General features: G+C 72.3%; 11 protein-coding genes. 9 read left to right on the top strand and 2 right to left on the bottom strand.

Annotated features, from left to right (window positions below; all coding sequences use genetic code 11):
• Positions 1 to 159 precede the first annotated feature (159 nt).
• Entirely contained in the window at positions 160 to 1,365 is a 1,206-nt protein-coding gene (gene hppD / locus ABD52_RS06475) for a 4-hydroxyphenylpyruvate dioxygenase (RefSeq protein WP_013288921.1), read from the bottom strand.
• Between the two features lie 140 nt (positions 1,366 to 1,505).
• Here hppD and ABD52_RS06470 point away from each other — a divergent pair, with 140 nt between their 5' ends.
• The 6 genes from ABD52_RS06470 to ABD52_RS06445 all read left to right on the top strand — a co-directional run bounded on the left by ABD52_RS06470 (position 1,506) and on the right by ABD52_RS06445 (position 10,634).
• Positions 1,506 to 1,994, top strand: coding sequence for an Lrp/AsnC family transcriptional regulator (locus tag ABD52_RS06470; RefSeq protein ID WP_013288920.1), 489 nt, complete (start codon positions 1,506 to 1,508; stop codon positions 1,992 to 1,994).
• 121 nt (positions 1,995 to 2,115) lie between these two features.
• On the top strand, positions 2,116 to 3,552 hold the full coding sequence (locus tag ABD52_RS06465; protein WP_082171225.1) for a PQQ-binding-like beta-propeller repeat protein: 1,437 nt from the start codon (positions 2,116 to 2,118) through the stop codon (positions 3,550 to 3,552).
• A 76-nt stretch (positions 3,553 to 3,628) separates the two neighbouring features.
• Complete coding sequence (locus tag ABD52_RS06460; protein ID WP_013288918.1) at positions 3,629 to 5,296, top strand: fumarate hydratase; 1,668 nt, start codon at positions 3,629 to 3,631, stop codon at positions 5,294 to 5,296.
• A 248-nt stretch (positions 5,297 to 5,544) separates the two neighbouring features.
• Positions 5,545 to 8,526 carry a BTAD domain-containing putative transcriptional regulator gene (locus tag ABD52_RS06455; protein WP_047891147.1) on the top strand — a complete coding sequence of 994 codons (2,982 nt, stop codon included), beginning with the start codon at positions 5,545 to 5,547 and terminating at the stop codon, positions 8,524 to 8,526.
• Between the two features lie 44 nt (positions 8,527 to 8,570).
• On the top strand, positions 8,571 to 9,980 hold the full coding sequence (locus ABD52_RS06450) for a class II fumarate hydratase (RefSeq protein WP_184977698.1): 1,410 nt from the start codon (positions 8,571 to 8,573) through the stop codon (positions 9,978 to 9,980).
• A gap of 54 nt (positions 9,981 to 10,034) precedes the next feature.
• Positions 10,035 to 10,634, top strand: coding sequence for a GNAT family N-acetyltransferase (locus tag ABD52_RS06445; protein WP_047891145.1), 600 nt, complete (start codon positions 10,035 to 10,037; stop codon positions 10,632 to 10,634).
• Here the strand turns inward: ABD52_RS06445 and ABD52_RS06440 are convergent.
• Positions 10,598 to 11,146 carry a CGNR zinc finger domain-containing protein gene (locus tag ABD52_RS06440; RefSeq protein ID WP_013288914.1) on the bottom strand — a complete coding sequence of 183 codons (549 nt, stop codon included), beginning with the start codon at positions 11,144 to 11,146 and terminating at the stop codon, positions 10,598 to 10,600. The two genes, ABD52_RS06445 and ABD52_RS06440, sit on opposite strands and share 37 nt — an antisense overlap.
• A gap of 72 nt (positions 11,147 to 11,218) precedes the next feature.
• Between ABD52_RS06440 and ABD52_RS06435 the strand changes: the two genes are divergently transcribed.
• The 3 genes from ABD52_RS06435 (at position 11,219) to ABD52_RS06425 (ending at position 14,653) form a co-directional block, all read left to right on the top strand.
• Positions 11,219 to 12,181 carry a DMT family transporter gene (locus ABD52_RS06435; RefSeq protein ID WP_123111468.1) on the top strand — a complete coding sequence of 321 codons (963 nt, stop codon included), beginning with the start codon at positions 11,219 to 11,221 and terminating at the stop codon, positions 12,179 to 12,181.
• Positions 12,178 to 12,876: an HAD family hydrolase gene (locus tag ABD52_RS06430; RefSeq protein WP_047891143.1), complete on the top strand. Its 699-nt coding sequence runs from the start codon at positions 12,178 to 12,180 to the stop codon at positions 12,874 to 12,876. The genes ABD52_RS06435 and ABD52_RS06430 overlap by 4 nt, the downstream gene beginning before the upstream one ends.
• A gap of 88 nt (positions 12,877 to 12,964) precedes the next feature.
• Complete coding sequence (locus tag ABD52_RS06425; RefSeq protein ID WP_030272055.1) at positions 12,965 to 14,653, top strand: S8 family serine peptidase; 1,689 nt, start codon at positions 12,965 to 12,967, stop codon at positions 14,651 to 14,653.
• The last annotated feature ends 11 nt before the right edge of the window (positions 14,654 to 14,664 follow it).

The following is a 14,664-nucleotide window of genomic DNA, read 5'->3' as shown; positions in this document are numbered from 1 at the left end:
AAACCGGGCGGCGGGTAGCCGGGCGGGCCGGCGTACCCCGGGGGAACGTGCTGCGCGGGCACCGCCGGTCCGCCGGGCGGCGCGAAGCCGCCGCCCGCGGCTGGATGTCCGGCGGGCGGCGGCGTCGGGTTCGGAGGAGGCTGGGTCACGCGGACAGTGTTACAGGTTCCCGCGCTTCTCCTGCTCGCGCTCGATCGCCTCGAACAGGGCCTTGAAGTTGCCCTTGCCGAAGCCGAGCGAGCCGTGCCGCTCGATCAGCTCGAAGAAGACGGTGGGGCGGTCCTGCACCGGCTTGGTGAAGATCTGGAGCAGGTAGCCGTCCTCGTCCCGGTCGACCAGGATCTTGCGGGACTGAAGCTCCTCGATCGGCACCCGGACGTTGCCGATGCGGGCGCGCAGCTCCGGGTCCTCGTAGTACGAGTCCGGGGTGTCCAGGAACTCGACACCCGCGGCGCGCATGGCGTCCACGCTGGCCAGGATGTCGTTGGTGGCCACGGCGATGTGCTGGGCGCCGGGGCCCTGGTAGAACTCCAGGTACTCGTCGATCTGCGACTTCTTGCGGGCCACGGCCGGCTCGTTGAGCGGGAACTTCACCTTGCGGGTGCCGTTGGCGACGACCTTGCTCATCAGCGCCGAGTAGTCGGTGGCGATGTCGTCGCCGATGAACTCCGCCATGTTCGAGAAGCCCATGACGCGCTTGTAGAACTCGACCCACTCGTCCATCCGGCCCAGCTCCACGTTGCCGACCACGTGGTCGACCGCCTGGAAGAACCGCTTCGGCTGGAGGCCGGCGTCGATCATCGGCTGCCGGTCCACGATCGGGCCGCGAGCGACGAAGCCGGGCAGGAACGGGCCGGTGTAGCGGGACCTGTCGACCAGGCTGTGCCGGGTGTCGCCGTACGCGGCGATGGACGCCATCCGCACGGTGCCGTGCTCGTCGCTGACGTCGTGCGGCTCGACCAGGCCGGTCGCGCCCTGCGCCACGGCGTGCGCGTACGCGGCGTCCACGTCCGGCACCTCCAGCGCGATGTCGGAGACGCCGTCGCTGTGCTTCGCCACGTGCTCGGCGCCGTCGGCGTCCGGGCGGACCGCGCCGGTCAGCACGAAGCGGGCCGAACCGCTGGTCAGCACGTACTGCGCGTGGTCGCGGTAGCCCTGCTCCGGCCCCCGGTACGCCACGCACGTCATGCCGAACGCGGTGGAGTAGTAGTGCGCGGCCTGCTTGGCGTTGCCCACCAGGAAGTGGACGTGGTCCATGCCCTTGACCGGGAACGGGTCGCGGGTGATGTCGTGGTCGACTGCGCCGACGAGAGCGTCGACGTCGACCTCCTCGGTCGACTGGGGTCGGTCGATCGCCTGGGTCATGGTGGCCTCCCTCGCGTACCGGCCGGCCTCGTGGGCCGCCGTGGATGTGCTCTTCCGGCGAGGATCTACGGACCGCAGTGCGTTGGGCAACAGTTGACGTAATTCCTGGTCAGGTTGTGCATTCGGTACGGTGAGACACCATGAACACTGGTCAGGATGTACAGCTCGACGAGCTGGACGCTCGCTTGATCGAACTGCTCGCGGAGGAGCCCCGGATCGGCGTGCTGGAGTGCTCCCGCCGCCTCGGCGTGGCCCGCGGCACGGTCCAGGCCCGGCTCGACAAGCTCGTCGGCCGGGGCGTGGTGACCGGGTTCGGACCGGACATCACCCCCGCCGCGATCGGCTTCGGGGTGACCAGCTTCGTCACCCTGGAGATCAGCCAGCGGCACGGCCACGACCAGGTCACCGCGCACCTGGCCGCGATCCCCGAGGTGCTGGAGGCGCACACCATCACCGGCTCCAGCGACCTGCTCTGCCGGATCGTCGCCCGGTCGAACACCGACCTCCAGCGGGTCATCGACCAGATCGTCGCCTCGGAGGGCATCCGGCGCGCGTCCACCATCATCGCGCTGGCCGAGCAGATCCCGTACCGGACGTTGCCGCTGGTCCGCTCCGCCGCCCGGGGGTAAGGAAGGGCCCCCTGTTAACGCCTCCGGAGGTGGAAGGGCCCCTTATTAACACCCCGGACCGCCCAAGAAGCGCCGCGACACGCACCGCACGCGGCCCGGGGGGCCGGTGATCGTCGCTACCGTGTGCGGTGTGAAGGGCCTAGGGGTGCGCGGCTGGTTGCTGCTCGGGCTCGTCACCGTGGTCGTACTCGCCGCGACAGGCGTCTGGAACCCGTTCCCGGCGCTGTGGGACTGGGTCGACCGCAGCAAGCCGATCTCCGAGCCGGACGTGGTCTGGCAGCAGCGCGTCGGCGGCACGCCGCGCAGCGTCACCATCGCCGGCGACACAGTGATCGTCGAGCAGCGCACCCGCATCGAGGCGCGCAACCTCGCCGACGGCGGCCAGTTGTGGGAGCGCAAGGCCGACTGGTCGGCGGTCGCGGGCAGCGGCCGGGAGTCGGTCGTCGCCGTGGGCCGGCTGCTCGACAAAGGGTACGAGGTGCTCGACCCGGTCAGCGGCGTGACCCGCCGCCGCGACGACCGCGCGATCGCCGTCTGGACCTACCGGAACCTGCTGCTGGACGCGTACTGCGTGCAGGCCACCGACTGCACGCTGCGCGCCTGGGAGCCGCGCGGCACCGCTCCGCTGTGGAGCGCGTTCCTGCCCGGCGTGCACAGCGGCGTGCTCGCCGACAACCCGGAACTACTGGGCACCCGGCGGCTCGGCGCCACCCGGATCGACGGCGGGGTGGCCGGGCCGGAGTCCGTCCCGCCGCTGCTCGGCTTCCCGGTCGACGGGCGGGTGCACGTGGTGGACACCGCCACCGGCCGGGTGCTCCAGAACGTCCAGCCCGGCCGCGAGGAGCGGCTCGCTGTGGTCGGCGGCCGGCTGCTGCGGATCGCGGCCACCTCCCGCGACGGGAGCTGCTACTACGCCGTGACCGCCGTGGACCCGGCCACCGGTCAGCAGGTGTGGCGGCGTACCGGGATCAACCTGCGCACCGCCGACTACGCCGGCTGCGTGCAGCGGGAGGATCCGCAGGGCGGGCGCAACGTGATCATCGGGGTCGCCCCGGACGGGCGTGAGGCGGTGCTCGACGGGTACGACGGCCGGCTGCTCCAGGTCGGCGCGGACGGCGAGAAGCTGCTCGCCGTGGACGACCGGTACGCCGTGGTGCGCAGCGCCGACAAGGGCTCGCTGCTCGGGCGGGAACTGTCGGCCGACCGGACCCGCTGGACCCGGCCGGCGGGCGGCAAGAGCGGCGCGGCGCTCACCCCGTACGCGGCGGTGATCAGCGAGGAGAAGCCGTCGCGGCTGATCGCGGTCGAGCCGCGGGAGGGCCGGGTGCTGGTCGAGCTGCGTACCTCGGCGAACGCGCTGGCGGTCGGCCCGAACGGCATGATCATCGGCGAGGGGCGGGAGATCGGGTACGTCCGCTGGGGCGCCGGCACGTCCGAGGCGCCGGGGCCGGGCCAGGACGGCGCGCCGGTGGCGCCGGACCCCGGAGGCAGCTGGCGCCCACCCGGCGACCAGGGAAGTTGCGGACCGAAACGGGAACTCTGCGCCGACGGCAAGTGACAGCGGGTGAGAGCGTCGTCCCAGGACCGACCTGCGGGTGCCACCGATCGACAGCTCTGCCCTAGGCTTTTCGGTCATGAGCAGTGCCGCCGCCTTCTCGTACGCACCCCTGCTGCCGACCGGTCCCGACCAGACCGAATACCGCCTGGTCACCGACGAGGGCGTGGACGTCGTCAACGGCCCCGGGGGCCGCCGGTTCCTCACAGTGGATCCGGGCGCGCTGACCGCGCTGACGGCCGAGGCGATGCACGACATCGCCCACTTCCTGCGCCCGGCCCACCTGGCTCAGCTCCGCGCGATCATCGACGATCCGGCGGCCTCGCCGAACGACCGCTTCGTCGCGCTCGACCTGCTGCGCAACGCCAACATCGCGGCCGGCGGCGTGTTGCCGATGTGCCAGGACACCGGCACCGCGATCGTGATGGGCAAGCGCGGCCGGCACGTGCTCACCGACGGCACCGACGCGGAGGCGATCTCGCGCGGCGTCTACCAGGCGTACACCCGGCTGAACCTGCGCTACTCGCAGCTCGCCCCGCTGACCATGTGGGACGAGCGGAACACCGGCAGCAACCTGCCCGCCCAGGTGGAGCTGTACGCCGAGGACCCGGACGGCCACGCCGACGCGTACAAGTTCCTCTTCATGGCCAAGGGTGGCGGCTCGGCCAACAAGTCCTACCTCTACCAGGAGACCAAGGCGCTGCTGAACCCCACGCGGATGATGCAGTTCCTGGAGGAGAAGCTGCGGCTCATCGGCACCGCGGCCTGCCCGCCCTACCACCTGGCGATCGTCATCGGCGGCACCTCCGCCGAGTACGCGCTGAAGACCGCGAAGTACGCCTCCGCGAAGTACCTCGACGCGCTGCCCACCGAGGGCTCGATGAGCGCGCACGGCTTCCGTGACCTGGAGCTGGAGGCCGAGGTGCTGGAGCTGACCCGCAACTTCGGCATCGGCGCTCAGTTCGGCGGGCGCTACTTCTGCCACGACGTACGGGTGGTCCGGCTGCCCCGGCACGGCGCCTCCTGCCCGGTGGCGATCGCGGTCTCCTGCTCGGCCGACCGGCAGGCGGTGGCGAAGATCACCCCGTCGGGCGTCTGGCTGGAGCGCCTCGAAACCGACCCGGCGCGCTACCTGCCCGACGTCACCGACGAGACGCTGGAGACCGAGGAGGTCGTCCGCGTCGACCTGAACCGGCCGATGGACGAGATCCGGGCCGAGCTGTCGAAGTACCCGGTGAAGACCCGGCTGTCCCTGACCGGCCCGCTCGTCGTGGCCCGGGACATCGCGCACGCGAAGATCGCCGAGCGGCTGGACGCGGGCGAGCCGATGCCGCAATACCTCCGCGACCACGCGGTCTACTACGCCGGCCCGGCGAAGACCCCCGAGGGCTACGCCTCCGGCTCGTTCGGTCCCACCACGGCGGGCCGGATGGACGCGTACGTGGAGAAGTTCCAGGCGGCCGGCGGCTCGATGGTGATGCTCGCGAAGGGCAACCGGTCCGCCCAGGTCACCCGCTCCTGCCAGGCCCACGGCGGCTTCTACCTCGGCTCGATCGGCGGCCCGGCCGCCCGCCTGGCGCAGGACTGCATCAAGCACGTCGAGGTGCTCGAGTACGCCGAGCTGGGCATGGAAGCGGTCTGGAAGATCGAGGTGGAGGACTTCCCCGCCTTCATCGTCGTCGACGACAAGGGCAACGACTTCTTCGCCGAGGTCACCAAGCCGGTCCTCACCGTCGGCCGGCGCTGACGGCAGACGTACACGAGGGGCGCCCGGGATGGTCCGGGCGCCCCTCGGCGTGTTCGTCATGCATCGACATCGGTGCGCCTGCCCGGCAGGGTGGCCGGACAGGCGCACCGCCCCCGTCGGATGTCGTCACCGACAACCGGTGACGAGTCTGTGCGCCGTCGCTATCGGATCGCTATCGCCTCGCCGCGCCGCTCGGTGACCGCCGGGCTACGCTGCTGGAAGTTGCATGGCGGCAGGCGGGGGCGCGGATGCGATTCGGGATCTTGGGGCCCTTGCGGGTCGGCGGCGGCGAAGCCACCGTCACCGCGGGCCGGGATCGCACCGTGCTCGCCATGCTGTTGCTGCGCCCCGGCCGGGTGGTGCCGGTGGAGGATCTGGTCGACGCCGTCTGGGAGGAGCGTCCCCCGGCGACCGCGCGGACCCAGCTCCAGATCTGTGTGTCGCGACTGCGGCAGCGGTTCGCGGCGCTCGGGCTGCCGGCCGGGACCATCGTCACCGACCCGGCGGGCTACGGCATCCGGATCGAGCCGGACGACCTCGACGCCGACATGTTCGCCCGCGCCGTGGAGACGGCCCGCGCCGAGGCCGCCGCCGGCCGGTTTGCCGAGGCCCGCCGTCACTACCGGGCGGCGCTGGCGCTGTGGCGCGGTCCGGCGCTCGCCGGTATCCCGGCCCGGCTGGTGCGACTGCGGGCCCAGGCGCTCGACGAGCAGCGGCTCGCCGTGCTGGAGGACTGCGTCGACGTCGAGTTGCGGCTGCGCCGGGGGACCGAACTGGTCGACGAGCTGACCGAGGCGGTCGAGCACAACCCGCTGCGGGAACGGCTGCGAGGGCAGCTGATGCTGGCTCTCTCGGCGGTCGGCCGGCAGGCGGACGCGCTCGCCGTCTACCGGGAGGGCCGCCGGATCTACGCCGAGGAGCTGGGCATCGAGCCCGGCGCGGCGTTGCAGGAGTTGCACCAGCGGGTGCTCGGCGGCGACCTGGTGCTGGGCGTGCCGGAGAGCCGGGTCACCGCGCCGGTCCGGGCGCTGCCCCGGGCGATCAGCGACTTCACCGGGCGCCAGCAGACCGTGGCCCGGCTGGTCAAGGAGGTCGCCGAGGAGGGAAGCCGGGTCCAGCTCCTGGACGGTATGGCCGGCAGCGGCAAGACCACACTGGCCGTTGAGGTGGCGAGCGCGCTCGTCGACCGGTTCCCCGACGCGCAGCTCTTCGTCGACCTGCACGGGCACAGCGACCGCAGCCCGCTGAGCACTGCCGCTGCGGCGGCCATCCTGCTCCAGCAGCTCGGTGTGCCGGCCGAGCGGGTTCCGGCCGACCTGGCGGGCCGGCTGGCGATGTGGCGTTCCGAACTGGCCGACCGGCGGGCCGTGGTGGTGCTCGACAACGCCGCGGACGCCGCGCAGGTCGTGCCGCTGCTGCCCAACGGGCGGGACTGCACCGTGCTGATCACCAGCCGCCGCAGGCTGGTCGGCGTGGACGCGGGGCGGCCCACCTCCCTGCCGGTACTCGATGCCGACGAGGCGGTCGAGCTGCTGGCCCGGGTGGCCGGCGCGGAACGGGTCGACGCCGAGCCGGAGGCGGCGGCGGAGGTGGCGCGCCGTTGCGGACACCTTCCGCTCGCGCTGCGGCTGGCCGGGGCGCGGCTCGCGCACCGGCCGCGGTGGCGGATGGCCGACCTGGCCGAACGCCTGGCCGGGGCGGCCGATCCCCTGGCGGAGCTGACCGTCGGGGAGCGCTCGGTCGCGCGTGCCTTCGCGTTGTCGTACGAGCAGGTGCCGCCGGTGGTGCAGCGGGTGTTCCGGCTGCTCGGACTCCACCCGGGCAGCCGCATCGACAACCGGGTGGCGGCCGTGCTCGCGGAGCTGCCGCTGTCGGAGGCGCAGGACGCACTCGACGAACTGGTCGACGCGCACCTCGTCGAGGAGGTGGAACCCGGCCGGTACCGGTTGCACGACCTCATCCGGGAGTACGCCCACACGCTCGGGGCGGAGCGCGAGACCGGCGACGAGCGGCGGGCGGCGATCGCCCGGCTGCTCGATCATCACCTGCACGTCGCCGCCGCCATCGCGCTGACTCTGGAGCAGACCGCTCCGCACGGCATTTTCGCCCGATCGGAGCCGGTACGGCCCGACCTGGTGGCGGCCACCGTCGTTCTCGGCCGGCCGTGGCTGGAGGAGAACCGCCCGACGCTGACCGCGTTGGTCCGGTTGGCGGAGGCCGAGGGTTTCCTCCGGCAGAGCTGGCAGCTGGCCCGGGTGGGCTGGACCGTCAACTTCTACGGTGGTCACCTCGACGACCTGATCGAGACGCACCAGATCGGCCTGCGGGCCGCCGAGCGTCTGGGCGACGACGAGGCCGTGGCGACGATGCACAACTATCTCGCGTCGGCCGACTACCGCCGGGCGCGCTTCGCCGAGGTGATCCGGCGGATGGAAGTGGTGGTCGGCATCTACCGGCGGCTCGACCGGCCGGTCGAGCTGCGGAAGGCGCTCGACAACCTCGGCACGGCCTACGCGGTGGACGGGCACCACAGGCAGGCCATCGAGATGTACGACGCGTCGGCCGCGCTCGCCCGCCGGCTGGACGATCCGTTCGCGCTGACCAACATGCTGAACAACCTCTCGCTCTGCCTGATGTGGTCCGGGCGGTACGACGAGGCCCTGCGGAAGTGCCGCCACCATCTGGCGCTCGCCCGGCAGGTCGGCGACCCGCGTCAGCTCGGCAACGCCGTCGGCCACCTGGGCATGGTCCGGCACCGGCGCGGCGAGCGTGGACCGGCCCGGCGGCTCCTGCGTACCGGTCTGACGTTGAAGCGCAAGATCGGCAACCGCTACGGCGAGGGCGAGCTGCTCAACGAGCTGGGCATGATGGAGCGCGAGGAGGGCCGGCCGGAGCAGGCCGCCGCGCTGCATCGGGAGGCCTTGATGGCGATGAACGACGCCGGGGACCTGGGCGGGCAGTGTGCGTCCCGGAACCTGCTGGCCCGGGCGATGCTGGACCAGGGGGACGTCGCCAGCGCGCTGGACCTGCACCGCCGGGTGCTCACCGACGCCACCCGGCTCAGCGCCCGTTACGAGCAGGCCTGCGCGCTCGACGGCATGGCCCGCTGCCTGCGTCACACCGACCCCGACCAGGCCCGCCGGTACGCCGGGCGGGCGCTGGCGCTGTTCCGCCAGGTCGAGTCGCCGGACCGGCGGGAGACCGAGAGGCTGCTCGCCGAGCTGGGCTGAGGGCCGCGCCACTTTCCCTGCACACCGACCGGCGGCGCGGCAGGATGGAACGCGTGACGACTCCAGAGGCGACCGGCTACCGGATCGAACGCGACTCGATGGGCGAGGTGGAGGTGCCCGCCGAGGCGCTGTGGCGGGCGCAGACCCAGCGCGCGGTGCAGAACTTCCCGATCTCGGGGCGCGGGCTGGAACCGGCCCAGATCAAGGCCCTGGCGCAGATCAAGGGGGCGGCGGCCCTGGTGAACGGTGAGCTGGGGGTGATCGACGCGGACGTGGCACAGGCGATCGCCACCGCCGCCGCGCACGTCGCCGAGGGCGGCTACGACGACCAGTTCCCGGTGGACGTGTTCCAGACCGGTTCCGGCACGTCGTCCAACATGAACACCAACGAGGTGATCGCCACCCTGGCGAGCCGCGAGCTGGGCCGTGACGTGCACCCGAACGACCACGTCAACGCGTCACAGTCCAGCAACGACGTCTTCCCCACCTCGATCCACCTGGCCGCCACCCAGTTCGTGGTGGAGGATCTGATCCCGTCGCTGAAGCAGCTCGCGGGCGCGCTGGAGGAGAAGGCGGCCGAGTTCGAGACGGTGGTCAAGGCCGGGCGTACCCACCTGATGGACGCCACGCCGGTCACGCTCGGGCAGGAGTTCGGCGGGTATGCCGCGCAGGTGCGCTACGGCGTCGAGCGGCTGGAGTCGGCGCTGCCCCGGCTGGCCGAGCTGCCGCTGGGCGGCACCGCTGTGGGCACCGGCATCAACACGCCGCTGGGCTTCGCCGACCGGGTGATCGGCAAGCTGCGGGAGTCGACCGGGCTGCCGCTGACCGAGGCGCGCAACCACTTCGAGGCGCAGGGCGCCCGGGACGCGCTGGTGGAGACGTCCGGCCAGCTCCGTACCATCGCGGTCGGTCTCTACAAGATCGCCAACGACGTGCGCTGGATGGGCTCCGGCCCTCGCGCCGGGCTGCGTGAGCTGCGCATCCCCGACCTCCAGCCGGGGTCGTCGATCATGCCGGGCAAGGTGAACCCGGTGGTGGCCGAGGCGATGCGGCAGGTCTGCGCCCAGGTGATCGGCAACGACGCCGCGGTGGCCTTCGCCGGGTCGCAGGGCGACTTCGAGCTGAACGTGATGCTCCCGGTGATGGGCCGCAACCTGCTGGAGTCGATCAAGCTGATCGCCGCGTCCAGCCGCCTGTTCGCCGAGCGGCTGGTGGCCGGCCTGGTCGCTGACGCCGAGGTCTGCCTGGCGTACGCGGAGGGCTCACCGTCGATCGTCACCCCGCTCAACCGCCACCTCGGGTACGACGAGGCCGCCTCGATCGCCAAGGAGGCGCTGGCCAAGCAGGTGTCCATCCGCGAGGTGGTGATCGCCCGGGGGCACGTCGACTCGGGCAAGCTCACCGAGACCCAGCTGGACGAGGCCCTGGACCTGCTCCGGATGACCCACCCCTGAGCCGGCGCCGGTAATTGCCTCGACCCGTCACGGTGGGCGCGGCATGATCCGACCGTGCGTGACGACGGCGGCGTGTTGCTGGAGACCGCGCGGCTGACGCTGCGCCGGTTCACGATGGACGACGTGGATCGGCTGGTGGCGCTGGACGCCGATCCGGAGGTCATGCGCTTCCTGACCGGCGGCGCGCCGACCCCGGCCGGGACGTACCGGGACGAGGTGCTGCCCCGGGTGCTCGCGCAGTACGCCCGGCATCCCGGGCTCGGCCGCTGGGCGACGCTCGACCGGTTCACCGGCGAGTTCCTCGGCTGGCACTCGCTCGACCCGTCCGACGACGGCGGCGAGGCGGAGCTGGGCTACCGGCTGCGCCGCGCGACGTGGGGACACGGGCTGGCCATCGAGGGCGCGCGGGCGCTGGTGCGGCACGCGTTCGACACGGTCGGCGTCCGCCGGGTGTGGGCTCAGACGATGGCCGTCAACGACCGCTCCCGCGCGGTCATGGCCCGCGCCGGGTTGCGCTACGTCCGCACCTTCCATCTGGCCTTCGACGACCCGATCCCGGGTACGGAGCACGGCGAGGTGGAGTACGAGCTGCGCCGCGACGCCTGGCCCGCGACGCGTCAGGAGTGGGACGCGGCGGCCCTGCGGGCCCGGTAGGCGCTCACCGCGGCCCGGTTGCCGCACCCGGCATCGCAGAACCGGCGGGACCGGTTCCGGGACAGGTCGACGAGCACGTTGTCGCAGTCGGGATGGTCGCAGTGCCGCAGCCGGCTCAGCTCGCCCATCCGGACCAGGTCGGCCATCGCCATCGCGGCCTCGACCGCCATCCGGGTCGCCAGCGGCGCGTCCCGCGGCACGGCGTGCAGATGGTACGGCTCGTCGTCGTGCCGGACGAGCTGCGGCAGCGCGTGCGACTCGCGCAGCAGCGTGTTGACGATCGTCACCACCTCGTCGGTGTCGGCGTACCAGATGCGGCGCAGCCGGGGCCGCAGCGCGCGGACCTGGCGCAGTTCGGCGTCGGTGTGCTCGTGCCGGCCGCTCCACCCGTGGGCGGTGAAGAAGGCGTCCAGGGCGGCCACGTCGGGCAGCCCTTCCCGGTCGTCGCCGGCGGTGTTCACCAGTGCGGCGACGCTGACCAGCGCGCATTCGGTGTCATGGGCGAAAAGCAACTTGACTCCTGTCGGAGGCTACGCCTAGCGTCATCAGCATAACCTCCCTTGACTCATGACCAGGAGATGCCGATGCGTGAACGGTCAAGCGTCGGGCTCGGCCTGGCACTGCTCTCCGCGATCACGTTCGCCACCTCGGGCACCTTCGCCCGCCCGCTGATCACCGGCGAGTGGTCGGCGGTCGCCGTGGTGATCGCCCGGGTCGGCATCGCCGCGCTGGTGCTCGCCGTCCCCGCCGTGCTGGCGCTGCGCGGCAGGTGGACCGTGCTGCGCCGCAACGCGGGAAGCGTGGTGCTGTTCGGGCTGCTCGGCGTGGCCACTGCGCAGGCCTGCTTCTTCAACGCGGTCCGCTACCTCCCGGTCGGCGTGGCGCTCCTGCTGGAATACCTCGGCATCGTGCTCGTGGTCGGATGGATGTGGCTGGTCCACGGTCAGCGCCCCCGGCTGCTCACGGTGGCCGGTTCGGTCACCGCCCTGTGCGGGCTGGGGCTCGTCCTCGACCTCACCGGCGCCGGACGACTCGACCCGGTGGGCGTGCTCTGGGGCCTCGGCGCGGGCGTCGGGCTGGCCGGATACTTCGTCATCGCCGGGCGGATCGACGCGGGCCTGCCCTCGGTGGTGATGGCCAGCGGCGGCATGGCCGTCGGCGCGGTGGCGCTGCTCCTGCTCGGCGGCCTCGGAGCGCTGCCGCTCGCGGCCGGCACCGCCGACGTCACCTTCGGCGGGCACCGGGTGAGCTGGCTGGTGCCGATCGCCGGGCTGTCGCTGATCGCCGCCGTGGTCGCGTACCTCGCCGGTGTCGCCGGCACCCGGCTGCTCGGGGCACGGCTGTCCTCCTTCGTGGGGCTGACCGAGGTGATGTTCGCGGTGCTGATCGCCTGGCTGGTGCTCGACGAACTGCCCAGCCTGATCCAGTTGGCCGGCGGGGCGCTCATCCTGGGCGGCGTCGCCCTGGTCCGGGCGGACGAACTGCGGGGCACACCGTCGACCTCGGCGACTGCGCCGGCCGAGCCGGTGCTGACCGGCGAGCGATGAGCGGGCCGCGCGGCGCCGTCGTCTTCGACGCCGACGAGACACTCGTCGACCTGCGCCCGGCTGTCACCGGCGCACTCGTCGCCGTACTCGACGAGATGCGGCGGCGGACCCCGGCGGCGGCCGCCGTGGCGCTCGCGGACCTGGAGGGGGACTGGGGTGCGGTCTTCGGCGCGCTCAGCGCCGCCCCGGTGCAGGAGATCCGGCGGGCCGCCCTGGCCCGTTCGCTGGCCCGGGCCGGGCTGGAGGCGGACCTGGACGAGTTCGCAGCGTTGTTCTTCGCGAGCCGGTACGCGCTGAGCCGCCCCTTCCCCGACGTGCTGCCCGCGCTGGCGGCGCTGCGCCCGCACCACGTGCTGGGCTTCGCCACGAACGGCAACAGCCGCGCCGAACGCTGCGGCCTCGCCGGGCAGTTCGCCTTCGAGGTGTACGCGCACGAGGGCGGCGTGCCCAAGAAACCGGCGCCGGAGTTCTTCACGGCGGTGGTGGCGGCGTCCGGGCTGCCCGCCGCGCGCATCGTCCACGTGGGCGACTCGCCGGAGCACGACGTGGCCGCCGCCCAGCGGGCCGGACTGCGTGCCGTCTGGCTCAACCGGGCCGGACTGCCCCGCCCGCGGGGCCTCGAACCGGACGCCGAAGTGTCCACGCTCGCCGGACTGTCCACGGTGCTCACCACCGTGGCGAACGCGAATGCCTAGTTGCCGCCGATAACGGACGTCGATCTGGCGGAACCCGCTCCCGTGATGTGGGATGACACCACGTCCCTCAACGAGAGGATCTGATGTGGTGAGCAAGCGCTTCACCGTCGGCGCGGTCGCGGCTGCGGCCTCGCTGGCACTCACGGTGACCGGTCTGAGCATCCCGGCGAACGCCGCGCCGTCGGACACCCGGACCTTCACCGTGCTGGCCGAGAGCGGCGTCTCCACCGACGCCGCGATCGCCGCGATCGCCGCCGCCGGTGGCAAGGTCGTCGCCCGCACCGACGACGTCGGCCTGTTCCAGGTCACCAGCGACCGGGCGGACTTCGCCAGCCGGGCCACCGCGGCCGGCGCGCTGGTCGGCGCCGCCGAGGAGAAGGCGATCGGCCGCAAGCCGAAGCTGGACCGGGTCGAGCAGGAGCACCTGCTGGCCGCCGCGGCGACCAAGGGCAAGGCCGCCAGGAACAACGGCAAGAAGATGGACCCGCTCGACGACAAGCTCTGGGGTCTGGACATGATCCGGGCCGACAAGGCCCGCAAGATCGAGCCGGGCGACCGCCGGGTCACCGTCGGCATCCTGGACACCGGCGTCGACGCCAGCCAGCCCGACCTCGCGCCCAACTTCAACTGGGCGCTGTCGCGAAACTTCGCCCCGGACATCCCCGAGGTCGACGGCCCGTGCGAGGTGGCGAGCTGCCTCGACCCGGTCGGCACCGACGACGGTGGGCACGGCACGCACGTGGCCGGCACCATCGGCGCCGCCGCGAACGGCTTCGGCCTCTCCGGCGTGGCCCCGAACGTCTCCCTGGTCGAGCTGAAGGGTGGCCAGGACAGCGGCTACTTCTTCCTCAACCCGGTGGTGAACTCCCTGGTGCACGCGGGCCGCTCCGGGCTGGACGTGGTCAACATGTCCTTCTACGTCGACCCGTGGCTCTACAACTGCACCGCCAACCCGGCGGACTCGCCGGAGGCGCAGGCCGAGCAGCGGACCGTCATCGAGGCGATGAAGCGGGCGCTGAACTTCGCGCACCACAAGGGCGTCACGCTCGTCGGCTCGCTCGGCAACAACCACGAGGACCTGGGCGCGCCGCGCACCGATGTGAGCAGCCCGGACTACGGCGCCGACCCGTACCCGCGCCCGATCGACAACGCGACCTGCTGGGACCTGCCGGTCGAGGGCCCGCACGTGATCGGCGTGTCGGCGGTCGGTCCGTCCGGCAAGAAGTCGGACTACTCGAACTACGGCACCGAGCAGATCTCCGTGGCGGCGCCGGGTGGCTGGTTCCGGGACGGCTTCGGCACCGACACGTACCGCACCGACGCCAACATGATCCTCTCCACGTACCCGAAGAAGGTGCTCCAGGAGGAGGGGTCGGTCGACGAGAACGGCGACATCGTCGCCGGCTTCGAGAACTCGGTGTTCAAGCAGTGCACCGCCAAGGGTGAGTGTGGCTACTACACCTACCTCCAGGGCACCTCGATGGCGTCCCCGCACGTCTCGGGCGTGGCGGCGCTGATCGTGAGCAAGCACGGCAAGAAGCAGGGCCGCAACGGCTACGGCATGGCGCCGAACCTGGTCGAGCAGCACCTCTACCGGACGGCGGCCGAGCACGCCTGCCCGGAGCCGCGGCTGCAGAGCTACACCAACGAGGGCCGGGACGCCGAGTTCGACGCGTACTGCGCGGGCTCGCTGAACTTCAACGGCTTCTACGGCTACGGCATCGTCGACGCCTACGCCGCGGTGAAGACCCCGGTCAAGCCGAACGTACGACCGTAACGACAGTTTAC

It is taken from the genome of Micromonospora sp. RV43 (genome assembly GCF_001029515.1).
Lineage (GTDB): Bacteria > Actinomycetota > Actinomycetes > Mycobacteriales > Micromonosporaceae > Micromonospora > Micromonospora aurantiaca.
The sequence above is the reverse complement of the archived record's forward strand: the minus strand, read 5'-3'. Positions and strand labels throughout refer to the sequence as shown.